The 24,805-nt window shown below is 72.8% G+C and carries 22 protein-coding genes and 2 pseudogenes; 8 read left to right on the forward strand and 16 right to left on the reverse strand.

The annotated features are described in order from the left end of the window. Nucleotides 1-127: 127 nt before the first annotated feature. A complete protein-coding gene (locus Pen02_RS24500; protein WP_203868416.1) occupies nt 128-964 on the reverse strand; it encodes an alpha/beta fold hydrolase in 837 nt (278 codons plus the stop codon). Beyond that, nucleotides 961-1,653 (reverse strand): TetR/AcrR family transcriptional regulator, encoded by a 693-nt coding sequence (locus Pen02_RS24505; protein ID WP_203868417.1) that lies wholly within the window; start codon nt 1,651-1,653, stop codon nt 961-963. The genes Pen02_RS24500 and Pen02_RS24505 overlap by 4 nt, the downstream gene beginning before the upstream one ends. A 118-nt stretch (nt 1,654-1,771) precedes the next feature. Between Pen02_RS24505 and Pen02_RS24510 the strand changes: the two genes are divergently transcribed. From Pen02_RS24510 to Pen02_RS24520, 3 genes are all read left to right on the forward strand, one after another. After that, a complete protein-coding gene (locus Pen02_RS24510) occupies nt 1,772-2,488 on the forward strand; it encodes a response regulator transcription factor (RefSeq protein WP_203868418.1) in 717 nt (238 codons plus the stop codon). Next, a complete protein-coding gene (locus Pen02_RS24515) occupies nt 2,485-3,837 on the forward strand; it encodes a sensor histidine kinase (protein ID WP_203868419.1) in 1,353 nt (450 codons plus the stop codon). Before Pen02_RS24510 ends, Pen02_RS24515 begins: the two co-directional genes overlap by 4 nt. Before the next feature lie 324 nt (nt 3,838-4,161). Continuing rightward, nucleotides 4,162-4,683 (forward strand): PepSY domain-containing protein, encoded by a 522-nt coding sequence (locus tag Pen02_RS24520; protein ID WP_203868420.1) that lies wholly within the window; start codon nt 4,162-4,164, stop codon nt 4,681-4,683. A gap of 141 nt (nt 4,684-4,824) precedes the next feature. On the opposite strand, the gene Pen02_RS24525 is transcribed toward Pen02_RS24520, so the two are convergent. Next, nucleotides 4,825-5,142: a hypothetical protein gene (locus tag Pen02_RS24525; RefSeq protein ID WP_203868421.1), complete on the reverse strand. Its 318-nt coding sequence runs from the start codon at nt 5,140-5,142 to the stop codon at nt 4,825-4,827. A gap of 329 nt (nt 5,143-5,471) precedes the next feature. Between Pen02_RS24525 and Pen02_RS24530 the strand changes: the two genes are divergently transcribed. Both Pen02_RS24530 and Pen02_RS24535 read left to right on the forward strand, forming a co-directional pair. After that, a complete protein-coding gene (locus Pen02_RS24530) occupies nt 5,472-7,298 on the forward strand; it encodes an AMP-dependent synthetase/ligase (RefSeq protein WP_203868422.1) in 1,827 nt (608 codons plus the stop codon). A gap of 269 nt (nt 7,299-7,567) precedes the next feature. After that, nucleotides 7,568-8,386: an ATP-binding protein gene (locus Pen02_RS24535; RefSeq protein ID WP_203868423.1), complete on the forward strand. Its 819-nt coding sequence runs from the start codon at nt 7,568-7,570 to the stop codon at nt 8,384-8,386. 220 nt (nt 8,387-8,606) lie between these two features. Here the strand turns inward: Pen02_RS24535 and Pen02_RS24540 are convergent, their stop codons facing one another. Beyond that, complete coding sequence (locus Pen02_RS24540; RefSeq protein ID WP_203868424.1) at nt 8,607-9,005, reverse strand: NUDIX hydrolase; 399 nt, start codon at nt 9,003-9,005, stop codon at nt 8,607-8,609. Between the two features lie 237 nt (nt 9,006-9,242). Continuing rightward, the gene (gene yczR, locus Pen02_RS24545) at nt 9,243-10,700 is read right to left on the reverse strand and encodes a MocR-like transcription factor YczR (RefSeq protein ID WP_203868425.1); all 1,458 of its coding nucleotides are present in this window, start codon (nt 10,698-10,700) and stop codon (nt 9,243-9,245) included. 59 nt (nt 10,701-10,759) lie between these two features. Here yczR and yczE point away from each other — a divergent pair, with 59 nt between their 5' ends. After that, complete coding sequence (yczE, locus tag Pen02_RS24550; RefSeq protein WP_203868426.1) at nt 10,760-11,458, forward strand: membrane protein YczE; 699 nt, start codon at nt 10,760-10,762, stop codon at nt 11,456-11,458. Nucleotides 11,459-11,662: 204 nt separating this feature from the next. Then, nucleotides 11,663-12,121 (forward strand): hypothetical protein, encoded by a 459-nt coding sequence (locus Pen02_RS24555; protein WP_203868427.1) that lies wholly within the window; start codon nt 11,663-11,665, stop codon nt 12,119-12,121. 144 nt (nt 12,122-12,265) lie between these two features. On the opposite strand, the gene hisF is transcribed toward Pen02_RS24555, so the two are convergent. The 9 genes and pseudogenes from hisF to hisD all read right to left on the reverse strand — a co-directional run. After that, nucleotides 12,266-13,036, reverse strand: a complete 771-nt coding sequence (gene hisF, locus Pen02_RS24560) for an imidazole glycerol phosphate synthase subunit HisF (RefSeq protein WP_203868428.1) — start codon at nt 13,034-13,036, stop codon at nt 12,266-12,268. Nucleotides 13,037-13,045: 9 nt separating this feature from the next. Further along, nucleotides 13,046-13,477 (reverse strand): organic hydroperoxide resistance protein, encoded by a 432-nt coding sequence (locus tag Pen02_RS24565; RefSeq protein ID WP_203868429.1) that lies wholly within the window; start codon nt 13,475-13,477, stop codon nt 13,046-13,048. A gap of 172 nt (nt 13,478-13,649) precedes the next feature. Then, nucleotides 13,650-14,375: a bifunctional 1-(5-phosphoribosyl)-5-((5-phosphoribosylamino)methylideneamino)imidazole-4-carboxamide isomerase/phosphoribosylanthranilate isomerase PriA gene (gene priA, locus Pen02_RS24570; RefSeq protein WP_203868430.1), complete on the reverse strand. Its 726-nt coding sequence runs from the start codon at nt 14,373-14,375 to the stop codon at nt 13,650-13,652. Nucleotides 14,376-14,447: 72 nt separating this feature from the next. Beyond that, nucleotides 14,448-14,774, reverse strand: coding sequence for a hypothetical protein (locus Pen02_RS24575; protein ID WP_203868431.1), 327 nt, complete (start codon nt 14,772-14,774; stop codon nt 14,448-14,450). 150 nt (nt 14,775-14,924) lie between these two features. Beyond that, nucleotides 14,925-15,545 carry an imidazole glycerol phosphate synthase subunit HisH gene (gene hisH, locus Pen02_RS24580; RefSeq protein WP_203868523.1) on the reverse strand — a complete coding sequence of 207 codons (621 nt, stop codon included), beginning with the start codon at nt 15,543-15,545 and terminating at the stop codon, nt 14,925-14,927. A 17-nt stretch (nt 15,546-15,562) separates the two neighbouring features. After that, on the reverse strand, nt 15,563-15,736 hold the full coding sequence (locus Pen02_RS24585; RefSeq protein WP_203868432.1) for a CG2302 family histidine operon protein: 174 nt from the start codon (nt 15,734-15,736) through the stop codon (nt 15,563-15,565). Then, on the reverse strand, nt 15,736-16,347 hold the full coding sequence (hisB, locus tag Pen02_RS24590) for an imidazoleglycerol-phosphate dehydratase HisB (protein ID WP_203868433.1): 612 nt from the start codon (nt 16,345-16,347) through the stop codon (nt 15,736-15,738). Before hisB ends, Pen02_RS24585 begins: the two co-directional genes overlap by 1 nt. Nucleotides 16,348-16,559: 212 nt before the next feature. Continuing rightward, a pseudogene (locus tag Pen02_RS24595) lies at nt 16,560-17,627 on the reverse strand (histidinol-phosphate transaminase); the annotation flags it as partial. 71 nt (nt 17,628-17,698) lie between these two features. After that, a pseudogene (gene hisD / locus Pen02_RS24600) lies at nt 17,699-19,006 on the reverse strand (histidinol dehydrogenase); the annotation flags it as partial. Between the two features lie 227 nt (nt 19,007-19,233). Here hisD and Pen02_RS24605 point away from each other — a divergent pair. Then, nucleotides 19,234-19,983: an LON peptidase substrate-binding domain-containing protein gene (locus Pen02_RS24605; protein ID WP_203868436.1), complete on the forward strand. Its 750-nt coding sequence runs from the start codon at nt 19,234-19,236 to the stop codon at nt 19,981-19,983. Here the strand turns inward: Pen02_RS24605 and Pen02_RS24610 are convergent. Further along, on the reverse strand, nt 19,898-20,953 hold the full coding sequence (locus Pen02_RS24610) for a DUF2567 domain-containing protein (protein ID WP_239141212.1): 1,056 nt from the start codon (nt 20,951-20,953) through the stop codon (nt 19,898-19,900). The two genes, Pen02_RS24605 and Pen02_RS24610, sit on opposite strands and share 86 nt — an antisense overlap. A gap of 288 nt (nt 20,954-21,241) precedes the next feature. Beyond that, complete coding sequence (dnaE, locus tag Pen02_RS24615) at nt 21,242-24,781, reverse strand: DNA polymerase III subunit alpha (RefSeq protein WP_203868437.1); 3,540 nt, start codon at nt 24,779-24,781, stop codon at nt 21,242-21,244. Nucleotides 24,782-24,805 lie beyond the last annotated feature (24 nt).

Genomic DNA, 24,805 nt, shown 5'->3' on the forward strand with positions numbered 1-24,805 from the left:
ATCCTGCGCGGCCGACCCCGCCGCACGTTCCCGTCCCGACGGGCCGTCCGGCTACCCGACCGCACGTTCCCGTCCGGCTACCCGAGCGCGCGGGCCGTCCGGCTACCCGACCACACGCCCGCTCCGGCTATCCGATCTCGGTGAAGAACTCGCGCAGGGCGTCGGCGACCAGGGCGGGTGCCGTCATGGTCACGAAGTGCGACTGTCCCGGCCAACTGATCCGGCGCGCCCGGGGCAGCGCCGCCGCCAGCGCATTCATCGTGCTGGGCATAGGTTCCCAGGTCTCCGCCCCCTGCATGAGCAGGGTCGGCAGACTGATCGCGGACCAGCGGGCGGGGTCTGTGCCATCGTCTGCCAGGGCTTCGAGATCGTGCAGCCAGCCGATCGCCGAGCGCCGTGCCTCGGCCGGATCGGGCTTCCGGTCACCCGCAGCGGCGGCGAAGGCCGCGACCACCTCGGCCGGTACCCGGGTCACCTCGTTCAGCACGGCGGCCATCGCCTCGGCGTCGTCCCGGACGAAGGCGGCCCTATACCGGTCGAGCAGCGGCACCGTCTCCGGCCCGGCCGCGAAGAGCGGGGGCTCGAAGAGGGCGAGCGAGCGCAGCCCGCCCGGCTCCGCCGCCGCCGTGTGCAGCGCCAGGGTCGCCCCGTACGAGCCGCCGACGAGGTGCACCGGCCGCCCCGAGGACCCGCGCGCCGCCTCGATGACCGCGAGCAGGTCGGCCGTCTCGTCCTTGAACGACTTGACCCCGGACGGTACGTCGCTCGGACCGTAGCCGCGCCGGGCCGGCATCCACAGTTCGTACTCGGCGGCGAGCCGGCCGGCGACGGCGGCCCAGGACCGCAGTCCGCCACCCGACCCGTGTACCAGCACGACGGGGTCGCCGGACCCCGTCCGCCGGACCACCAGGCGGGTGCCGTCCGCCGACCGGACATCCTGTTCGTGGCTCTCGGAACTGCTCATTTCCTGTCCCCTGTTCCCTGTTCCCCGTTGGCTCGCTGGCCCCCGTTGGCTTGCTGGCCCCTGTTGGCTCCCTGGTTCCCGTTGGCTTGCTGACCTCCGTTGGCTCGCTGGCCACCCTCGTCGCTGGTCGGCCAGTTGGTCAGGGTCGTGTGCACCGCGTCGAGCAGGCTGCGCCAGGACGCGTCGAGGTCGCGGGGATGGCCGAACCCGTCAACCGTCTCCAACGTCGCGAACCCGTGGAAGGTGCTGCGTACGAAGCGCAGCGCGTCGGTGCGGCCCGGCTCGTCGAGCCCGTACCCCCGCAGCATCGCGTAGCTCAGCTCGATCATGCGGAGATGTCCCGCCGAGGCCGTGCCGATCTCGGGCGGCAGCGGCAGTTGGGTCGCCGCGTACTGCCCGGGGTGCGCCACCGCGAACGCACGGTAGGCGTCGGCGAACCCGACGAGCGCCCGCCGGCCGGACCGACCGGCCACAGCCAGCCCGAGCCGGTCGGCGAAGGTCGCTGCCGCCCGGACCGCCACCTGCTCGATCAGCGCGTCGCGGCTGCGCACGTGCGCGTAGAGCGCGGCGTCCGAGACCCCGAAGTGCCGGGCGACCGCCGCGACGGTCAGCCGGGACAGCCCGACCTCGTCGGCCAGCTCGGCCGCGGCGGCCGAGACCCGTTCACTCGTCAGACCCCGGCGTGGCATGTCGACCTTTCGCACACTAACCAATAACTTAGGAGCCCTAAGATAGCACCTCGACCGCAGTCCCGGCGGCGGTGTGCTGACCGGGCACCGGGCAGCATCTCCGGGTTACCGTGCGGGTGTGGCGCGCCTACTGCTGATCGAGGACGACCCGGCCATCCGTACCCCGCTGCTGCACGCGCTGCGCGACCGGGGGCACGCGGTGGCCGCCGTACAGTCCGCGATGACCGGGCTGCAACGGGTCCTCGACGACCGGCCCGACCTCGTCGTACTCGACCTGGGCCTGCCCGACCTGGACGGGCTGGAACTACTCCGGATGCTCCGGGCGGTGAACAGCACACCGGTGATCATCGCGACCGCCCGGGACGAGGAGGCCGAGATCATCCGGGGGCTGGACGCGGGCGCCGACGACTACGTGGTGAAGCCGTTCACCGCCGCCCAGTTGGACGCGCGGATCCGGGCGGTACTGCGGCGTGGTGCCGGCCCGGCGGACGCTCCGGCGATACTGGCGGTCGGGGAACTGCGGGTCGACCCCGCCGGCCGCCAGGCGACCCTGGCCGGAGCACCGCTCGAACTGACGCCCCGGGAGTTCGACCTGCTGCACTACCTCGCCGTCCGGGCCGGCCGGGTGGTGAGCAAGCGGGAACTCCTCACCGAGGTGTGGCAACTGCCCTACGGCGGCGCGGACAAGACGGTGGACGTACACCTGTCGTGGCTGCGCCGCAAGCTCGGCGAGACCGCACAGCAGCCCCGCTACCTGCACACCGTGCGCGGGGTGGGGGTCCGGCTCGACGTACCCGGGGCGGACCGGCTCGACGTACCCGGGGCGCAGTCGTGAGGCGACGGCTGATCCTGCTCGTCGCCGCCACCACCGGCCTGGTGCTGCTGGCCTTCCTGGTCCCGCTCGCGGTGCTGCTGCGCGACGTCGCCGCAGACCGGACGGTGGCCGACGCCACCGCCGAGGTGCAGGCGCTGGTTCCGCTGGTCGGCACCACCGGCCCGGACGGGCTGCGGCTGGCCGCCGAGCAGGTCGGCGCCGCCGCCGACCGGCCGGTCACGGTCTTCCTGCCGGACGGCGCGGTCCTCGGCGCCTCGGTACCACGCACCGACGGGGTGGAGCTGGCTGCCCGGGGCGAGAGCCTTACCGTCGCCGACGAGGACGGCCGGGAGATCCTGGTCGCGGTGCAGGGCCGCCCGGACGGTACGGCGGTGATCCGCACCTTCGTACCCGACGACGAGCTGACCCGGGGCGTCTACCGGTCCTGGCTGGTACTCGCCGGGCTCGGAGTGGCGCTGCTGCTGCTCGGCCTCGCCGTCGCCGACCGGCTGGCCCGGTCGCTGACCGCACCCATCACCGAACTGTCGGCCGTGTCGCACCGGCTGGCCGGGGCGGAGCTGACCGCGCGGGCCCGACCGTCCGGTCCGGCGGAACTGCGGGCGGTTGCCGGTGCACTCAACCACCTCGCCACCCGGATCCAGGAGTTGCTGCGGGACGAACGCGAGCAGCTCGCCGACCTGTCGCACCGGCTGCGTACCCCGTTGACCTCGCTCCGGCTGGAGTCCGAGTCGCTGGCCGACCCGCAGGAGGCGGCCCGGATCACCGACCGGGTGGACGCGGTGGAGCGGGCGGTGACCGGGTTGATCCGGCAGGCCCGGCGGCGGGGCGCCGACACCGGTACCGCAGCGGCCTGCGACGCCACGGCGGTGGTCCGGGAGCGGGTCGCCTTCTGGACCGTACTTGCCGAGGACACCGGCCGGGCGGTCGGACTCGACCTGGTCGACCGTCCGCTGCCGGTACGGCTGAGCGCCGACGACCTCGCGGCGGTGCTCGACGCCCTGCTCGGCAACGTCTTCGCGCACACGCCGGACGGGACCGGCTTCGCCATCGCGCTGACCGAACGGCCGGGCGGTGGCGCCCGGCTGACCGTCACCGACAGCGGTCCCGGACTGCCGCCGCCGCTGGTCGGACCACGCCCGGCCCCGGGCGACCCGGCGGCCCTGGTCCGGCGCGGGGCCAGCGCGGCCGGCTCGACCGGGCTGGGGCTGGACATCGCCCGCCGGGCAGCCGGGGAGAGCGGCGGCAGGTTGGAACTGTCCGAGGCGGACGGCGGCGGAGCGCGGGTGACCGTCATCCTCGGACCACCGCTCGCCGCCCGAGAGCCGCAGCCCGGGGCGGCACCACGCTGACCTACTCCGGCCGTCCGGCCGCACCGCTCTCCCCGCACCGGCCGCCAGGTCGCCCAGGTCCTCCCGCGCCGGCCCGGCCACACCGCTACTCCCCGCGCCGGACTGGCCGCAGCGGACTTCCCGAGCCAAACTGGCTGCGCCGCTCTTCCCCGCGCCGGCCGGGTCGCACCGCTCTTCCTCGCGCCGGCGGCCGTGGATCCAGGGCCCCAGTTCTCGGTTCTTTACCGAGGCTTAGGGTTCGCACAGCGCGCCGCTATCCCGATCCGGGCGAACCTCTGTCGCAGAACACCGCACCGGGTGTTCGCGACGATCGAGGAGACTGCGATGCGGCGTAAGACACTGGTCCTGAGCATCGGCGGCGCGCTGGCGGCCGCCGCCGTCGTCGGTACCGCGATCGGGGCCAGCGCGGCGGAGGGCGAGCGGCAGGGCTTCGGTGCGGCGGTGGCCACCACCGCGCCCGGCGACCCGACCGGTACGCCCGGCTCCGAACCGACGGGTACGCCCGGCACCGACCCGACCGGCGGTCCGACGACCGGGCCGAGCGGTACCCCGTCAGGCGCGCCGAGCGGATCGCCCGGCCCGACCGGCGCGGCACCGGCCGGATCGGTCGACTCGGCGCGGGCCGTGCAGATCGCCCTGGCCAGCGCGGGTGGTGGCCAGCTTGAGGAGGTCGAGCGGGAGCGGGAGCACGGCCGCGAGGTGTGGAGTGTGGAGCTGGTCAAGGACGGCTGGGAGATCGAGGTGGACGTGGACGCGGCCACCGGCGAGATCGTCAAGACCGACCGCGACAAGGACGACGACAAGGATGACAAGGACGACGACCGCGACGACCGCGACGACGACTGATCCGCTCGACGGTGGTGTCGTCCAGGGCTGCTGCTGGCGTTCGCCGCCGTGGAATTCGGAGATGCCACCGAGGATGTCCGGTATTTGATCGAGGAGCGGGCGGTCGGGCGGCCGGGCGGCAGCCACGCCGGCCCGACCGCCCTACGTCGCGTCGATCAACGTCCGATGCCCGGTCGTCGGCACGTTACCGGCGGTACCGGCCACACAGGCGCCCCGGTGTCCCTCCCGCTCGCCGCACCGGCCGGTGCCGAACAGCAGCCGGTCGCAGAACACCCGGTACCGCTCGTGTTGCGCGTCCTCGGCCGAGACGGTGACCTCGCCGGCGTCGAGTTCCGGCAGGAAGGCCAGCGACTCCGCCAGCCGCGCGGCCAGTTCGGTCGCGGCGTGCAGGGTGTGTACGGCAACCGGAAGGTGGATGACATGGCCCGGTACCGCGTCGCCGCGACCGAGACTTTCCATGACCGGTCCTGCATGACCCATGGCTGATCACCCTCACCCGTGGTTGATGACCTCCGCGCCCCGCCTCCGGCGGCGCTACCTGCCGGCCAGACCTGGGCCGACGTCTGGATAGCTTAGAGACGTACCCGGAAATTTCGGGTTTGCCACTCGGAGCCGTTCCCGGTCGACCGGCGGAAACGGCGAGGTGAGGCCGTGGGCGGGCGATCCGATCGGCGTGGCTACCCGGACCGATCGGGACTAGCCGTGGCGCTGGAGGAACCAATACCGTACGGTAACCGCGATTTAACGTGATCACCGTCACGCGACGATATCCGGAGGCTGCCCCCGCCATGGCTCTCGACGTCCCCTACCGGTCCATCCCCGACATGTTCCTGAAGCGTGTCTCGGCCACCCCCGACCGGGACGCTTTCGCCCACCCCGCCCCGGACGACTCCGGCCCGGTCTGGCTGAGCTGGGCACAGGTCGGCCAGCGCGCCAAGGCGATCGCGGCCGGGCTGCGCGGCCTCGGCGTCGACTCCGAGGACCGGGTGGCGATCCTGGCCAACACCCGGCTCGACTGGGTCCTCGCCGACCTCGGCATCATGTGTGCCGGTGGCGCGACCACCACGGTCTATCCGACCACCGAGCCGGAGGACACCGCCTACATCCTCACGGACTCCGGCTCGAAGGTGCTGATCGCCGAGAACGCCGAGCAGGCGGCGAAGATCGCCGGGGTGGAGCTGCCGGCGCTGACCCACGTCGTGGTGATCGACGGGCCGGCCGACCCGGCCGCCACCCCGCCGCAGCTCACCCTCGCCGACCTGGAGGTGCAGGGCGCGCTGGCCCTGGAGAGCGACCCGGACCTGATCGACCGGGTGGTCGCCGGGATCGACCAGGACCACCTGGCGACGTTGATCTACACCTCCGGCACCACCGGACGGCCCAAGGGCGTCGAGTTGCTGCACGCCGGATGGTGCTGGGAGGGCGTGGCCCAGGCGCAACTGGGGCTGATCAAGGCCGAGGACCTGCAGTACCTCTGGCTGCCGCTGTCGCACTCGTTCGGCAAGACGCTGATCTGCGGCGTGATCCACGTCGGCATGCCCACCTACGTCGACGGCCGGCTGGACAAGCTCGTCGACCTGCTCGGAGTGGTCAGGCCGACGCTGATGTGCGGCGCGCCCCGGATCTACGAGAAGGTCTACAACCGGGCGGTCACCACCGCGCAGACGGCGGGCGGCGCGAAGGCGAAGATCTTCGCCTGGGCGGTACGGACCGGCAAGCACAAGGTCGCCCTGGAACAGGCCGGCACGCCGGTCTCGGCCGGGCTGCGGCTGCGCTACGGGCTCGCCGAGAAGCTGGTCTTCAGCAAGCTCCAGGCCCGGCTGGGCGGCCGGATCCGGGTACTCGTCTCCGGGGCGGCGCCGCTGAGCCAGGAGATCGCGACCTTCTTCGCCGCCGCCGGCCTGCCCATCTCCGAGGGGTACGGGCTGACCGAGACCAGCGCCGGCAACTTCGTCAACCGCCCCGGCGCGCTCAAGATCGGCACGGTCGGCAAGGCCATGGGCGACCTGGAATGCCGGATCGACACCGACGGCGAGATCCTGCTCCGTGGCATGCCGGTGATGCGGGGCTACCACAACCTGCCCGGCGAGACCGCCGAGGCGTTCACCCAGGACGGCTTCTTCCGCACCGGTGACATCGGCGAACTCGACGGCGACGGCTTCCTGAAGATCACGGACCGGAAGAAGGACCTGGTCAAGACGTCGGGCGGGAAGTACATCTCGCCGTCGTACATCGAGGGCGTGTTCAAGGCGCTCTGCCCGTACACCTCGCAGGTGGTGGTGATCGGGCAGGCCCGCAACTACTGCACCATGCTGGTCTCGCTGGACCCCGACTCGATCGCCACCTGGGCCGCCAACGGTCCCCTGGCCGGCCGCCCGTACGCCGAGATCGTCGGTTCGGCCGAGGCGCGCGCGATGGTCGAGGGCTACGTCGCGGAACTGAACGAGAAGCTCAACCGCTGGGAGACGATCAAGAAGGTCACGGTGCTGAGCCGCGACCTGACCGTCGAGGACGGCGAGATGACGCCGTCGATGAAGATCAAGCGCCGGGCCGTGGAGAGCAGCTTCAAGGCCGAGATCGACGAGATGTACGAGGGCACCCTCGCCCAGATCTGACCCGCCGGCCGGGGACCCGGTACGCCGGGTCCCCGAACGCCCTGACCAGGGAAGTCGCGGTCGGACTCGCCGCACACCCGCCCAGCTCACATCTCGGTCGGCGCCGCCCTCGTGATCGCTACCGACCGTCCACGCCCGGCTACCGGCGGACAACGTGACATCTGGCCCGCTTCACGGGAGGGTCACCGGGGTAAGTGCAGGGTCAGGTGCACGGCGGGTCGACCAGGCGGCCGGTCGCGGGGCACCTGTGCGGTTAGGGGGTTGCGGTGATGGTGGCCACGGTCGCGGCGCACGTGGAGACGGGCGCGTTGGTGATCACGATGGCGGGCCGGTGGAGCGTCGGGCAGGCGTACACGTTGCAGCGGGCGTTGGCACGCTGTGCCGCGCACCACCCGCCGTACGTGGCCGTGGACTGCACCCGGATCGCCCCGGACAAGCTGCTGCCGACCCTGCTGCCGGCGATGGTGATGCTCCGGGAGTCCTGCCGGCGTGGCGTGACCGTGCTGGTCTGCGCGCCGGCCTCGGCCCTGACCGAACTGCTCCGCCGGCTGCCGACCCGGCGGGTCCGGCTCTACTCCCGGCTCACCGAGGCGCTCGGCCGGGTCCGGCCCTACCCCGTTCCGCCCCGTGCCCGGCGGGCCCACCGACGGCTGGCACCGGTACCCCAGGCGGTGAGCGCCGCGCGTGGACTGGTCCGGGAGTGCTGCGAGCGGTGGCGGCTGACCGACGTCGCCGACGACGCCCAACTCGTCGCCTCCGAACTCGTGGCGAACGCCGTCGAGCACGCCGGCACCGACATCGATCTGACCCTCTGTCACCACCGGCAGCGGCTACGGATCGCGGTCGCCGACCGGCACCACGGCGTACCGGCGCTGCCCCGGCGTCAGTCGACGAACCCGGCCGGCCCGCACCAACCCCTCGCCGTACGCGGTCGCGGGCTGGCCATGGTGACCCGCTCGGCCGCCAACTGGGGCGTACTGCGGGGCACCGACGGCAAGATCGTCTGGGCCAGCCTGACCACCTCCCCGGCATCCCGGCTGCGCCTGCCCAGCCTGGCGGCCATCCCCCGGGCCGGCTACCCGGCCTGATCGCCGAGGGCTGGCGAACGGCCCAGCCCGCCGGCCAGACGGCTCTGCACAACTCTCCGGCGCACGGCCCGCAGCACATCTCGCCGGCAGACGCCTCAGCCGAACTCGCAGGTGGACGGTTCAGCGCAACTCGTCGGCAGTCGATTCATCGCAACTCATCGGCGGACGGCCCAGCACAACTCGCCCGCGAACGCCTCAGCGCAACTCGTCGGCGGACGGTTCAGCGCAGCTTGCCGGTGTCGGAGAGGTGCTCGAAGATCACCTGGTCGACCGGGGAGACCCGGTGCCGGTCGCCGTAGCCCAGCCAGACGACTTCGGCGATCTCGTTGGCCGGTCGCAGTACGCCCCGGTAGTCGGCCGCGTAGCAGGTCATCCGGACGACCCGGCCGGCCGGATGGCCGTGCGCCTGCGCCTCGAAGACGCCGACCGGCTCGGCGGTCTCCGGCATGATCGTTACGCTGAGTTCCTCGCCGATCTCCCGCACCAGGGTCTCCAGGTCCGTCTCGCCGGGCTCCCGCTTGCCGCCCGGCAGGTAGTAGACGTCCTTGCCGTGCGAGCGCGAACTGAGGATCCGGCCCTGTTCGAGGCGGATCCAGGCGATTTTGTCGATCATGGTCACCGGTCGATGATCCCAGGCAGACGGGCCAGCAGCACCGAGGGGCCACCCCGCCGAGGTCAGGGCCGGGTTGTCGTCCCGGGCCCGGTCCAACGGCGGGGCGGTCCAACCGAGGGCCAGGCCCAACGAGGGCCAGGGTTTGAACGGCCCGGTCCAACGACGGCCCGGTCCAACGACGGCCGGGTGCTCGGGGCCAGGGCGTCGGAGGGCCGAGGCGTCGGAGGGCCGGGTGCTCGGCGTTCAGGCGATGACCACCGGCTCCCGCCAGTGCGGTCGCTCCACCCGGTCGATGTCGTACCGCACGGCGGCGATCCGCCGTACCGCCTCGGTCAGTTCGGCGGCGGGCAGCGTGAACGGCAGCCGAAGGAAACGTTCCAGGGTGCCGTCGAGGCCGAACCTCGGGCCGGGTGCGAGGCGTACCCCGGCCTCCTCGGCGGCTCTCGCCAACGCGCTCGCGATCGGCCCGTCCAGCTCGGCCCAGAGCGTCACGCCGCCGGCCGGGGTACGTACCCGCCAGTTGGGCAGCTCCGCGCGGAGCGCGGCGAGCAGGGCGTCGCGCTGGGCGGTCAGCTCCGCCCGGCGGGCCGACACGATCGTCTCGGCGTCGGCGAGCAGCCGTACCGCGACGAGCTGGTCCAGCACCGGACCGGCCATGTCCACCCCGACCCGGGCCGCCGCCAGCCGCTGCACCTGCGGCGCCGAGGCACGGATCCAGCCGATTCGCAGGCCGCCCCAGTACGGCTTGCTCATCCCGCCGATGGTGACCACCCGGGAGTGCCGGTCGAAGACGGCGGTCGGCGGGGGCATCTCGGTGCCGTCCAGCACGAGGTCCACGAAGGACTCGTCGACGACCAGGTCGGTGCCGCTGGCGTGTGCGGTCGCCACCACCCGCTCCCGCAGCTCGGCGGGCATCAGGTGACCGGTCGGGTTCTGGAACTCCGGGATCAGGTAGGCCAGCCGGGGACGGGTCTGCCGCAGGCTGCCGAGCAGCAGGTCGGCGTCCCAGCCGGTACCCTCGGTGGCCAGGCCGTGGGTGGCGATCCGGGCGCGGCGCGCGGCCAGTGCGGCGAGCGCGTTGGGATAGGTCGGCGACTCCACGAGTACGCTGCCGCCGGTCGGCAGCGCGAGCCGGAGCACCAGGTCCAGGGCGTGCTGCACGCCGTTGGTCACCATGATCTGCTCCGGGCTGGTGGCCAGGCCACGCTCGGTGTACGCCCGCGCCACCGCCGTGCGCAGCTCGACGATCCCGGTCGGGTGGTAGCCGGCACCGCCGAGGTAGCGCGGCAGGTCCTCGGCGGCGGCCCGGGCGGCCGAGGCCAGTTCCGCCGGGGCGGCCAGCGCGGCGCAGCCGAGGTCGATCATGTCCAGGTCGTCCTGCGGCGTCCACAGTCCCGAACTGGCCACCCGGTGACCGCCCGGCAGCGTGGTCCAACTGCCCGCCCCCCGCCGGCTGTTCAGGTGCCCGCTCTCCCGCAGTTCCCGGTAGGCGGCGGTGACGGTGGTCCGGCTGACCCGCAGCGCTTCGGCCAGCTCACGCTCGGCCGGCAGCCGTACGCCCAGCGGCAGCCGGCCGTCGGCGAGCAGCCCGCGCACCGCGCCGGCCAGGGCAACGTAGTCGGGGCTGCGTCGCCGCCCCGGAAGTGCGTGCCACTGTCCGAGCATGCGTCCCAGTTGTGACCCTCGGACGAGGCTGGTCATAGCCACTTCACCTCGATTGGCCCTTCATAGCCGCCGGATTGGCCCTCAGAGTGGCACGCATGGCAAAAATTGGCAACCGAGGCGATCGGGGTAACCGAGGCGACCGGCTCGCCCGGCGTCTCGGACAGCTCTACGTCGGCCTGGCGCTCTACGGGTTCAGCATGGCGCTGATGGTCGAGGCTTCCCTCGGGCTCGACCCCTGGGACGTCTTCCACCAGGGGCTGTCCAAGCTCACCGGAGCGTCGTTCGGCACCGTGACCATCGCCGTCGGCGCCCTCGTACTGCTGCTGTGGATCCCGCTGCGCCAGCGTCCCGGGCTCGGCACGGTGAGCAACGTCGTGGTGATCGGGCTCGCCGTCGACCTCGCACTGGCTCTGCTGCCCACCATCGAGGACCTGCCCACCCAGATCGGCTTCCTGGCCGCCGGCATCCTGCTCAACGGCCTGGCCACCGGGTTGTACATCGGTGCCCGGCTCGGCCCCGGCCCGCGCGACGGACTGATGACCGGCTACGTGGCCCGCCGGCCGCACCGCTCCATCCGGCTGGTCCGCACGGTGATCGAGCTGACCGTACTGGCGATCGGGTTCGCCCTCGGCGGCCAGGTCGGGATCGGCACCGTGGCGTACGCCCTCGCCATCGGCCCGCTGGTGCACGCCTTCATCCCGATGTTCACCGTACCGTCGGGGCCGGCCGGACCGGTGCCGCCGGCGGACCCGGGCGGCCTGCCCCGCCCGGTCACCGACGCCGGGACCGGCTGACTCAACCGGCTGACGGGACCTGCCGACGGGACCGGGCGCCGGCCGATCAGGCCGGGCCGAGGGCCGAACGACGCGCGCGGGCGGGCGAAAAGATCGTCGATCTGGCCCGATCGTCCCTCGTGGAGGGCCGGTCGTCCCGGGTCCACGGAATGAACCTGTGCACAACGGTTCCGTCGGATGGCGCGGCACGGCATCATTTCTCCCATGGGGGATGAGGGATGGCGTTGGTCCGACGCATGGATCTTCGTATCGCTGATCATCGCGGGCGGCGCCGGCCGGCACCGACGGTCGAGCAGCACGCGTCGGCCGGAGGGCGTCCGGCTCGCCGACGTGCTCTCCACCGCAGACCATCTCAACCGGGCTCTTCCGGCCCGGCACGAGATCGAGGCCGCGGTGCGCCGCCTGGTGGGCGCCGGTCTGATCACCGTCTCGGACGGCTGGTTCCGGGTCACCTCCGCCGGTGAGCACCTGTGGCGGACCCGGCCGCACGGCGGCCTCGCCACCACCGTCGAGACGGTGCACGGCGTGCTGACCCGCCGGCACTCTCCCGGCAGCCACGACTGGGAACTGGCCGAGGACGAGCACGCGGCGGCGGTGCAGGAGTACGCCGCCCGGTTCACCCTGCCGATGCCGCGCCGCTCGCCCGAGAACAGCGGTCAGTAGTCCGGCACGACGGCTCGCCAGCCGACCGGTGCCCCTGGACCGGTCGTAGTTGTGAGTGAAGCGGCACAGTGGTCGGCGACGGCGCCCGAGGCGCGACTTCGGTGCGTAGTGCTGCGGGAAGTGTCAGCTCGGAGGTCGTGGTGGTCAGCGGACCGGGTGGCCTGCGCCGCGCAGCGCGTCCTTGACCTCGCCGACGCTCAACTCACCGAAGTGGAAGACACTGGCGGCGAGAACGGCGTCCGCACCGGCCGCCACCGCCGGCGGGAAGTGCGCCACCGCACCGGCCCCGCCACTGGCCACCACCGGTACGTCCACCACCCGGCGTACCGCCCCGATCAACTCCAGGTCGAATCCGGACTTGGTGCCGTCCGCGTCCATCGAGTTGAGCAGGATCTCCCCGGCGCCCAGCTCGGCGGCACGGGCCGCCCAGCCGACCGCGTCCATCCCGGTGCCGCGCCGGCCGCCGTGCGTGGTCACCTCGAACCCGCTGTCGGTCTCGGTGCCGGCGGGAGTACGCCGGACGTCGAGCGAGAGCACCAGCACCTGGCGACCGAACCGCTCGGCGATCTCGGCGATCAACTCCGGGCGGGCGATCGCGGCGGTGTTCACCCCGACCTTGTCCGCCCCGGCCCGGAGCAGCACGTCCACGTCGGCGACCTTGCGTACGCCGCCGCCGACGGTGAGCGGGATGAAGACCGTCTCGGCGGTCCGGCGTACCACGTCGAGCATGGTGCCCCGGTCGTCGGAGGAGGCGGTGACGTCGAGGAAGGTCAGCTCGTCGGCACCGGCCTCGTCGTACGCCGCGGCCAGCTCGACCGGGTCGCCCGCGTCCCGCAGGTCGACGAAGTTGACCCCCTTGACGACCCGCCCCGCGTCCACGTCGAGACAGGGGATCACCCGTACCGCCACCGTCATGCGCCGAGCCTAACCGTTGGCGTCGCCGGCCACCGTCAGGGTGACGTCGACGTTGCCACGCACCGCGTTCGAGTACGGGCACAGCTCGTGCGCCTTGGCGGTGAGCTCGCGTACCGTCTCGGGGTCCAGCCCCGGCACCTCGACGTTGAGCGTGACGGTCAGGCCGAAACCGCCGCTGTCGGTCCGGCCGAGCCCCACGTCGGCGGTGACGCTGGACCCGGCGACGTCGACCTTGTCCCGCCGGGCCAGCAGCTTCAGCGCCGAGTGGAAGCAGGCCGCGTACCCGGCGGCGAAGAGCTGCTCCGGGTTGGTGGCGCCGCCCTCCCCGCCCATCTCCTTGGGCGCGGCGAGGTCCAGCGCGAGGATGCCGTCCGAGGTGGCGACGTGACCGTCCCGCCCCTCTCCGGTGGACCGGGCCTGGGCGGTGTAGAGCACCCGCATGGTCGCTCACGTCTCCTTCCGGTTCCGTCGCCGCCGAACCCCCGCTGGCCCGCCGGCCGGCCCAAGATACGCCCGGGTTCCCGCGCCCGACCAGGCGCGCTTCCGATCACGTGACCGACGGCTCAGCCGGCCGGGCTTGACGGTCCGCCGACGACCTGCTGTCGCCGTCCGGTCACGCCTCGCGGAGTACCGCCAGCGCCTCGGCGACGGTGAACGCCTCGGCGTAGAGCGCCTTGCCGGCGATCACGCCCTCCACGCCGATCGGCTCCAGCGCGGCGAGCGCCCGCAGGTCGTCGAGGGTGGAGACGCCACCGGAGGCGATCACCGGCGCGTCGGTACGGGCACAGACCTCGCGCAGCAGATCGAGGTTGGGTCCGCGCATCGTGCCGTCCTTGGTGATGTCGGTCACCACGTACCGCGCCGCGCCCGCCTTGTCGAGCCGCTCCAACACCTCGAACAGGTCACCGCCGTCCCGGGTCCAGCCCCGGGCGGAGAGGGTACGGCCGCGCACGTCCAGCCCGATCGCCACCCGGTCGCCGTACTCGCCGACCACCCGGTCGCACCACTGCGGGTCCTCCAGCGCGGCGGTGCCGATGTTGACCCGGGCCGCCCCGGTGCCGAGCGCCGCCCGCAGCGACTCGTCGTCCCGGATCCCGCCGGAGAGTTCCACCTTGACGTCGATCCGGCGGACCACCTCGGCCAGCAGTGCGGCGTTCGAGCCCCGGCCGAACGCGGCGTCGAGGTCGACCAGGTGGATCCAGTCGGCACCGTCGTTCTGCCAGGCCAGGGCGGCCTCCAGCGGGTCGCCGTAGCTGGTCTCACTGCCCGCGGCGCCCTGGACCAGGCGGACGGCCTGGCCGTCCGCGACGTCGACGGCGGGAAGCAGGGTCAGGCTCAACGTGCTCTCCTCGGTTGCGGATGACGGTGCTGGTCGATGATCATGCTGGTCGTTGGCGGTGCTGGTCGACGTTCAGGTCCGGCGGCCGAGTGCGATCACCACGACTGCCGGCAGCACCAGCAGCAGCAGTGCGATCAGGCCGAGTCGGAGGGCCAACTCGTCGACAAGCAGCCAGATGCCGGTCACCGCCGCCACGGAGAGTACGACCACTGCGGCCCGCTCACCCCGGCTGCGCCGGGCGAACAACCGCCCGGTACGCCGGTCCGGCAGTCGCGGGGTGATCCGGCGTAACAGGGCACGCCGACGCTGACGCCGGGCCACCCGCCGCGCGCGGGCGGCCCGGTCCCGCTCCGCCTCGGCCAGCCGGACCGCACGGCGCCTCGCCCGTTCCTTACTCACCGGGCGACACCTCTCCGCCGGCAGCCTGCCCGACCGGTCCACCGGCGGCAAGCCCGATCACCTCGCCGACAGCACACCGAGCCCAACCACCGACTCCACACCGGGCGGACCGCCGACGGTGTACCGGGCCGGGCCTCGGCCGGGACGCGCTCACAGCGTGGCCAGCCAGTTGTGCAGCAGCACCCGGCCGGCCTCGGCGGACTTCTCCGGATGGAACTGGGCGGCCGACAGCGGCCCGCGCTCCACCGCCGCCACGAACCGTCCACCGTGCTCGGCGGTGGTCGGCAGCGCACCGGCGGCGGCCAGCCCGGCCACGTCCGTCGGGGCGTAGGAGTGCACGAAGTAGAACCGGGCGTCGGCCGGCAGGCCGGCGAAGAGCCGGGAGCCGGGCGGCGGCGCGACGGTGTTCCAGCCCATGTGCGGTACCCGCTCGGCGGCCAGCCCGGTCACCCCGCCGGGCAGCAGGCCGAGGCCCTTGGTGACCACGCCGTGCTCCTCGCCGTACTCGAAGAGGACCTGCATGCCGACGCAGATGCCCAGTACGGGGCGGCCCGCCGCGACCCGTTCGGCGATCACCGGGCCGGCCCGGAGCGCCTCGATCCCGGCCATGCAGGCGGCGAAGGCGCCGACGCCGGGCACCACCAGACCGTCGGCGGCGGCTGCCGCGTCGAGGTCGTCGGTGACCGTCACCTCGGCACCGGCCCGGGCCACGGCACGCTGGGCGGAACGCAGGTTGCCGGAGCCGTAGTCGAGTACCACCACCCGGGGCAGCGGCGCCGTTGCGGCGGTCATCCGCCCTCGCCCGGTACGAGCCACAGCAGGCCCCCGGCGGTGGCCAGCACGGCCAGCACGCCGACGATCACGAGTGCCCGGCGCGGCGCTCCCTGGCGGTGCAGCGACCACGCGCCACCGATCAGTACGCCACCGAGCGCGAAGAGCGCCACCGGCAGGACGGCGTCCATCAGAGCAGCCCCTTGGTGCTCGGCACCGTACCGGCCGACCGGGGGTCGATGCCGACCGCCTCGCGCAGCGCCCGGGCGACCGCCTTGAACTGTGCCTCCACCACGTGGTGCGCGTCCGGGTGGCCGCCCGGCCGAGCGGCCCGCAGCACCGAGACGTGCAGGGTCAGCCGCGCCGACTGCCCGAAGGACTCCCAGATGTGCCGGGTCATGCTGGTCGGGTAGACCGGCCCGATGTACGGCGCCAGCGCCGGCTCGTCGTGCACGACGTACGGCCGCCCGGAGAGGTCGACGGCGGCCCGGACCAGCACCTCGTCCATCGGGATGGTGGCCGAGCCGTACCGCCGGATGCCGAGCTTGTTGCCGAGCGCCTCGTCGAAGGCGGTGCCGAGGGCCAGCGAGGTGTCCTCGATCGTGTGGTGTGCGTCGATCTCCAGGTCGCCGACCGTGTGCACGGTCAGGTCGAAGCCGCCGTGCCGGGCGATCTGGTGGAGCATGTGGTCGTAGAAGCCGACGCCGGTGGTGATGTCGGCCTGTCCGGAGCCGTCGAGGTCCAACTCGACGAGGACCTTGGTCTCGGCCGTGGTCCGCTCGACCCGGGCGGTTCTGCTCACGGTAGGACCTTTCGGTGTCCGGGCCGGCCGACCGGTTGTCCGGGTCGGCCGACCTGCTGTTCGGTAACGCATCACGCCGTCCCGGAGTCGGTCGGCGCCGGCCCGGTGACCACCGGTGGCACACCGGAACCGGCCGGGTCGGTGCTGGAGGCGGTGCCAGTGCCGGTGCCGGTCGGCGCCGATTGGCCGGCAGGTACCGATTCTCCGGCCGGTATCGAGTCTATGGCGCCGAGGAAGGCGTCGGTCTCCTGCGGCGTGCCGGCGGTGACCCGCAGCCAGCCGGGCAGCCCGACGTCGCGGACGAGCACGCCCCGGTCGAGCAGCGCCCGCCAGGCCACCCGCTGGTCGCCGCCGACCTCGAAGAGTACGAAGTTGGCGTCGCTGTCCGCGACCGTCCGGCCGCCCGACCGCAGGCCGGCCACGATCCGGTCGCGCTGCTCCTTGATCGCCTCGACGGTGCCGAGCAGGGTGTCCCGGTGCGCCAGCGCCGCCCGGGCGGCGGCCTGGGTGAGCGCCGACAGGTGGTAGGGCAGCCGGACGAGCTGCACCGCGTCCACCACCGCCGGATGGGCGGCGAGGTAGCCGAGCCGCCCGCCCGCGAAACCGAACGCCTTGCTCATGGTCCGGGTCACCACCAGCCGAGGGTGGCCGGGCAGCAGCGCCAGCGCGGTCGGGGTGCCGGGCCGGGCGAACTCGGCGTACGCCTCGTCCACCACCACCATGCCGGGCGCCTCGGCCAGTACCGCGTCCAGCACCGCCGGGTCCAGCGCGGTACCGGTCGGGTTGTTCGGCGAGCAGAGGAAGACCAGGTCCGGCCGGTGCGCGCGGACCTGCGCGACGGCGTCGGCGGCGGTCAGCCCGAAGTCGGCACCCCGGTTGCCGTCCCGCCAGGCGGTGCCGGTGCCGCTGGCCAGCAGCGGATGCATCGAGTACGCCGGAGTGAAGCCGAGCGCCGTCCGCCCCGGCCCACCGAAGACCTGGAGAAGCTGTTGCTGGACCTCGTTGGAGCCGTTCGCCGCCCAGACGTTGGCGGTGCCCAGCCCGTGCCCCAGGTAGTCGGCGAGGTCGGCCCGGAGCGCCACCGCGTCCCGGTCGGGATAGCGGTTCAGGTCCCGCAGCTCGGCCGCGACCGCCTTGCCGATCGCCTCCACCACCGGCTCCGGCAGCGGGTACGAGTTCTCGTTGGTGTTCAGCCGCACCGGCACCTCGAGCTGCGGCGCCCCGTACGGGCTACGGCCGCGAAGGTCGTCGCGGATCGGCAGGTCGTCGAGGGAGGTCACGTCGTCACCCCGCCGGTGCTCTCCTGGACCGCCCCGTCGGTGCTCTCCGGGAACGTCCCGCCGAGGCTCTCCGGGAACCGGACCCGTACCGCCTGGCCGTGCGCCGGCAGGTCCTCCACGTTGGCCAGGGTCACCACGTGCTTGGCGGTGTCCCGGAGCGCCGCCTCGTCGTACTCGACGATGTGGATGCCGCGCAGGAAGGACTGCACCGACAGTCCCGAGGAGTGCCGGGCGCAGCCGCCGGTCGGCAGCACGTGGTTGGAGCCGGCGCAGTAGTCACCGAGCGACACCGGCGCGTACGGGCCCACGAAGATCGCCCCGGCGTTGCGTACCCGCATCGCCCAGGCGCGGGCGTCCCGGGTCTGGATCTCCAGGTGCTCGGCGGCGTAGAGGTCCACCACCCGCAGCCCGGCTTCCAGGTCGTCGACCAGCACCGCTCCGCTCTGCGGCCCGCCGAGCGCGGTGCCGATCCGGTCGGCGTGCTTGGCCTCGGGGACCTGCCGGCGCAGCTCGCGGTCGACCGCCTCGACGAGTTCCTCGGAGGGTGTCACCAGCACGCTGGCGGCCAGCGGGTCGTGCTCGGCCTGGCTGATCAGGTCGGCGGCCACGTGCACCGGGTCGGCGGTGTCGTCGGCGAGTACGGCGATCTCGGTGGGACCGGCCTCGGCGTCGATCCCGACCACACCCCGGAGCAGCCGCTTGGCGGCGGTGACCCAGATGTTGCCCGGCCCGGTGATCATGTCGACCGGCTCGCACCGGGTCTCGCCCTCGGCGTCCGTGGTCGCCCCGTACGCCAGCATGGCGACCGCCTGGGCGCCGCCGACCGCGTACACCTCCTCGACGCCGAGCAGCGCGCACGCGGCCAGCACCCGGGCGTCGGGCAGGCCACCGTTCTCCGGTTGCGGCGGGCTCGCCACCACCAGCGAGCGGACCCCGGCCGCCTGGGCCGGCACCACGTTCATCACCACGGTCGACGGATACATCGCCAGGCCGCCGGGGACGTAGAGCCCGACCCGGTCGACCGGTACCCAGCGCTCGGTGACGGTGCCGCCCGGGACCACCTCGGTGGTCACCTCGGCCCGCCGCTGGTCGGCGTGCACCCGGCGGGCCCGGTCGATCGCCTCGACCAGTGCGGCCCGGACCTCCGGCTCCAGGGTCGACTCGGCCGCCGTGATCACCTCGGCCGGCACCCGGAACCGGTCCAGCAGCAGCCCGTCGAGCCGATGGGTGGCGTCCCGGATCGCCGTGAAGCCATGCTCGCGGACCGCCTCCACGATCGGGCGGATCTTCTCCACCGCCACGGAGACGTCAAGCTGGGCCCGGGGCAGCAGCGCGCGCGGGTCGCGCCAACCACCGCGCAGGTCGATCCGGTTCAACACCCTTGGCAGTCTATTCGGCGCCCACCGATCGGACCGCGCCCGCCCAGCGGGCGGGACGGTGACCCGGGCCACCCGGCCGAAACCGACCCTCGGCCACCCGGTCGAAGCCCATCCCCCGGCCACCCTGCCGGAGTCCATCCCCGGCCACCAGGCGGAACGGCCGACCGGTGGCACGATCGGCCGGCCAGGCCGGTTCACTGCCGGGGCCGACGGGCTAGAGTCGGACGGTGGACGCGCGGCTGCCGGTGTTTCCGCTCGGGACGGTGCTCTTCCCCGGTCTCGTCCTGCCGTTGCACATCTTCGAGGCGCGCTATCTCGAACTGATGCGGCACCTGCGCGGCCTGCCTGACGGCACGCCCCGGGAGTTCGGTGTGGTGGCCATCCGCAGCGGCGGGTCGGCGCCGACCGCATCCGGACCCGAGCCGGAATCCCGGTCCGAGCCGCAGCCCGGCCAGCCCGAGCCGACCGGCCGGCGCCCGGACGGCTCGCCGGTCACCCTGCACGAGGTCGGCTGCACCGCCGAACTCCGGCAGGTGACCGAGCTGCCGGACGGCCGGCTGGACGTGGTCACCGTCGGCCGCCGACGGTTCCGGATCGCCGAGGTCGAGGAGGGGCCCACCCCGTACCTGACCGCCGAGGTGGAGTGGCTGCCCGAGCCGGCCGGCCAGGAACAGCTCGCCGACCTGCTGGCACCCCGGGTGCTGTCGGTCTTCCGCCGCTATCTCACGCTGGTCCGGGACGACCCGGAGGAGATCTCCGAGCAGTTGCCGGACGACCCGACGGTGCTGTCGCACCTGGTGGCCGCGACCGCCGCGCTCACCCTCACCGACCGGCAGCGGCTGCTTGCGACGCCGGACACCGCCGGGCGGCTGAGCGCGGAACTCCGGCTGCTCAATCGCGAGGCGGCTCTGTTGCGTCAGGTACGGGCGGTGCCGGTGCCGCTGGCGGAGCTGGCGGTACCGGCAAGTCCCAACTGACCGGCCGGGGCGCCGGATCGGGCCCGGGCCACGGTGCCGGGGCGCCCCCCGGCCACGGCTCCGGCTCGCTCTCAGGCCGCAGCCCCGGATACCGGGACCAACCGGCCAGCAGGGTGTACATCACCGCCGCGCCGAACGCCGGCACCAGCAGGTCCTGGATGGCGGGGATGAACCCGAGCAGCAGGTCGTACTGCCCGCCGTGCAGGTCCGGCGGCTTGCTGAACGTGGCGCCCGGCGGGGCACTGGCCAGCAGCCGCTCGTAGCCGGAAAGACCGATCTGCCGGCCGAGCTGCCAGGCGAGCACGGCGGCGCCGAGCATGCCGAGCACCACCACCAGGATGCCGACCGGTCCCCGGTGCCGGCGTAGCAGCAGCCAGATCGCGATCGCGGCCAGCACGCCGAGGCCGAACCCGAGCAGGCTGAACCAGCCGTCGGCGGCGATGAACTCCTCCGGCTGGGGCGCGGCCAGCAGCGCGCCGTCCTCGGTCTGCACCACCGGCACCCCCGGTGACACGGCCGACCAGAGCAGGCCGAACGGAACTCCCAGCAGGATCAGCACCAGCAGCGCACCCGCACCGGTCAGCACGCCGCGCCGCAGCCGGCGCCCCCGGTCACCAGCAGCCGGCGGTGGCACGGCGCCGGCAGGCGGCGGTGCCGTGGTGCCTGACGGGACGGACGGGAACTCCTCGGTCCCCGGCCTCGGCTGCTCAGGCGAGATGCCGTTGGACGAGGCGACCGGAGTCGGGCCGGGCCAGGCGAGCGGTTCCGGCGCCGCCCCGGCGGGCGTACCCGGTGCCAGCCCGGCCGGGGTGACCGGTTGCGGTCCGCCCGGAGTACCCGGTGCCGTCCCGGCGAAGCCGCCGCCGTACGGCGGGGTCGGTGCTGCCGGGGGCGGAGCCGACGGTGCGGCGGGAAGCCCGCCGTCGCCGTCGCCGAGCGGGCGGTCGGAAGGGGAGGCTGCCGGACTCACGAAATGATCCTCTCAGGCCCGGCCGGCGTCCGGAGGCCCGACCCGGAGGTTGCCCGACCCGGACGTTGCCCGACCGCCAGCACCGCCCAACCGACCACGCCCGATTCCGACGCTGGACACCGACCGGCGCGACCGGGGCCGGGCCCATCGATGCGCGACCCCGACCGGCGCGACCGGGCCAGGCCGTTCGACGCGCCACCCCGACCGACGCGACCGGGCCAGTCCCGTCAACGCGCGACCCGAGCGGTGCAACCGGGCCACGGCGTACGCCGCTCGACGCCGCCCGGCTCAGCCCGCGACCGCGCTCGGCCCGAGCAGCGCCTTCAGGTCGGCCATCAGCGCGGTGGTGGGTGCGACCCGCAGCGGGCTGAGCCGCAGCAGGGTGGCCCGGGAGCCGTTCACCAGCTTGACGTGCACCTCCGCCGAGCCGGGATGGCTGGTCAGCACCTCGCGGAGGCGTTCCACCAACGGTGGAGTGCAGCGGGACGGCGGCAGCGCCAGCACCACCGGCTTGACCTCGTCGGCCGCGGTGATCTCCGGCATCGACATGTCCATCGCCATCAGCCGGGGCTGGTCGTCACGGCGGTCCACCCGGCCCTTGACCACCACGATGGCGTCCTCGGCGATGTACTGCCCGACCAGCTCGTAGGTGTTCGGGAAGAACAGCACCTCGACCGCGCCGCCGAGGTCCTCCAGGGTGGCCGAGGCCCAGGCCCGGCCCTGCTTGGTGATCCGGCGCTGTACCCCGGAGAGGATGCCGGCCAGGTTCACCACCTGCCCGTCGGCGACCCCGCCCTCCTCGCCGAGTGCCGCGATGGACATGTCCGCGGCGGCGGCGAGCACGTGCTCGACCCCGAAGAGCGGATGGTCCGACACGTAGAGGCCGAGCATCTCCCGCTCGAAGGTGAGCAGGTCGGTCTTGTCCCACTCGCCCGTCGGGATCGGCGGGGTCACCACCATGCCGCCGCCGGCCCCGGCGTCGTCACCGCCGCCGAACGCGTCACCGAACAGGTCGTACTGGCCGACGGCCTCGTTGCGCTTGAGCGCGATGAACGAGTCGATCGCGTCGGTGTGTACGGCCAGCAGCCCCTTGCGGGTGTGTCCGAGCGAGTCGAAGGCGCCGGCCTTGATCAGTGATTCGATGGTCTTCTTGTTGCAGGCCACCGCGTCGACCTTGCGCAGGTAGTCGTAGAAGTCGGTGAAGTTGCCCTTCTCCTTGCGGGAGCGGCGGATCGACTCGACCACGTTCGCGCCGACGTTGCGTACGGCGGCCAGCCCGAACCGGATGTCGGCGCCGACGGCGGCGAACCGGGCGTTGGACTCGTTGACGTCCGGCGGCAGTACCTTGATGCCCATCCGCCGGCACTCGGCCAGGTAGACCGCCGACTTGTCCTTGTCGTCGCCGACCGAGGTGAGCAGCGCGCTCATGTACTCGGCCGGGTAGTTCGCCTTCAGGTAGGCGGTCCAGTAGGAGACGACCCCGTACGCGGCGCTGTGCGCCTTGTTGAACGCGTAGTCGGAGAACGGGACCAGGATGTCCCAGAGCGTCTTGATCGCCGCGTCGCTGTAGCCGTTGTCCTTCATGCCGGCGGCGAACGGCTTGAACTCCTTGTCGAGGATCTCCTTCTTCTTCTTGCCCATCGCCCGGCGCAGCAGGTCCGCGGCGCCGAGGGTGTAGCCGGCGACCTTCTGGGCGATCGCCATGACCTGCTCCTGGTAGACGATCAACCCGTAGGTGTCACCGAGGATGTCCTGCAACGACTCGGCGAGTTCGGGGTGGATCGGCACCACCGGCTTGCGGTTGTTCTTGCGGTCGGCGTACTCGTTGTGCGCGTTGGCGCCCATCGGACCGGGTCGGTAGAGCGCACCGACCGCCGAGATGTCCTCGAAGTTGTCCGGTGCCATCGAGCGGAGCAGCGCCCGCATCGGGCCGCCGTCGAACTGGAACACCCCGAGGGTGTCGCCCCGGCCGAGCAGGGCGTACGTCGCCTTGTCGTCCAGCGGCAGGTCCTCCAGGACCAGGTCCTCGCCCCGGTTGTCCCGGATGGCGTCCAGCGCGTCGTCCATGATGGTCAGGTTGCGCAGGCCCAGGAAGTCCATCTTGAGCAGGCCGATGGTCTCGCAGGCACCCATGTCCCACTGGGTGATGATCGAGCCGTCCTGCTCGCGCTTCTGGATCGGCAGCACGTCGAGCAGCGGATCCCGGGACAGGATCACGCCCGCCGCGTGCACCCCCCACTGCCGCTTGAGCCCTTCGAGGCCCTTGGCGGTGTCGACGACCTTGCGTACCTCGCCGTCGCCGTCGTAGAGCTGCCGGAACTCGGCCGCCTCCTGGTAACGCGGGTGACCGGGATCGAAGATGCCGCCGAGCGGGATGTCCTTACCCATCACCGCCGGGGGCATCGCCTTGGTGATCCGGTCGCCCATCGCGAACGGGTACCCGAGGACCCGGGCCGCGTCCTTGATCGCCGCCTTGGCCTTGATCGTCCCGTACGTGATGATCTGCGCGACGCGCTCCTCGCCGTACTTCTCGGTGGCGTAGCGGATCATGTCACCGCGCCTACGCTCGTCGAAGTCCATGTCGATGTCGGGCATCGAGACGCGGTCGGGGTTGAGGAACCGTTCGAAGAGCAGGCCGTGCGCCATCGGGTCCAGCTCGGTGATGCCGAGCGCGTACGCGATCAGCGCACCCGCCGCCGAGCCACGCCCCGGTCCGACCCGGATCCCCTCCCGCTTGGCGTACGCGATGAGGTCGGCGGTGACCAGGAAGTAGCCCGGAAAGCCCATCTTGATGATGACGTCGAGTTCGTATTCCGCCTGCTTGCGCCGGTCCTCCGGCACCCCGCCCGGGAACCGCCGCTCCAGCCCGCGCATCACCTCGGCGCGCAGGTAGGTCTCCTCGGTCTCCCCGGCCGGCACCGGGAACTGCGGCATCAGGTTGCGGGAGGCGAACAGCGCCGAGTAGTCACCGATCTTCTCGGCGATCTCCAACGTGTTGTCGCAGGCCCCCGGCACCTCGGCGTCCCAGAGCGCCCGCATCTCGGCCGGCGACTTCAGGTAGAAGTCCCGGGCGTCGAACTTGAACCGCTTCGGGTCGGCCAGCGTCGAGCCGGACTGGACGCAGAGCAGCACCTCGTGCGCCTCGGCGTCCTTCTCGTACGTGTAGTGCAGGTCGTTGGTGGCCACCGGCTTCAGGTTGAGCTTCTTGCCGAGCCGGATCAGGTCCTGCCGGATCCGGGTCTCGATGTCGAGCCCGTGGTCCATGACCTCCAGGTAGTAGTTGTCGGCCCCGAAGATGTCCCGGAACTCGGCCGCCGACTCGCACGCCTTGTCGAAGTTGCCGATCCGCAGCCAGGTCTGCACCTCGCCGGAGGGGCAGCCGGTGGTGGCGATGATCCCCTTGCCGTACTGGTGCAGCAGTTCCCGGTCCGCCCGGGGCTTGAAGTAGTAGCCCTCCAGGCTGGCCCGGGACTGCATCCGGAACAGGTTGCGCAGGCCGTCGGCGTCCGCCGCCAGCATGGTCATGTGGGTGTACGCGCCACCACCGGAGACGTCGTTCTCGCCGCCGTCGGCCCAGCGCACCCGGGTCCGCTCCCGCCGGTCAGTTCCCGGCGTCACGTACATCTCGCTGCCTATGATGGGGGTCACCCCGGCGGCCTTGGCCTGCTTGTGGAAGTCGTACGCGCCGAAGAGGTTGCCGTGGTCGGTCATCGCCAGTGCCGGCATGCCGAGCCGGTTGGTCTCGGCGAACAACTCCTTGAGCCGGGCCGCCCCGTCGAGCATCGAGTACTCGGTGTGCACGTGCAGGTGCACGAACGAGTCAGACACCCAGGGCCCCCTTCCCTCATGCGG

Source organism: Plantactinospora endophytica, from assembly GCF_016862915.1.
In the GTDB taxonomy this organism is placed as follows: Bacteria; Actinomycetota; Actinomycetes; order Mycobacteriales; family Micromonosporaceae; genus Plantactinospora; species Plantactinospora endophytica.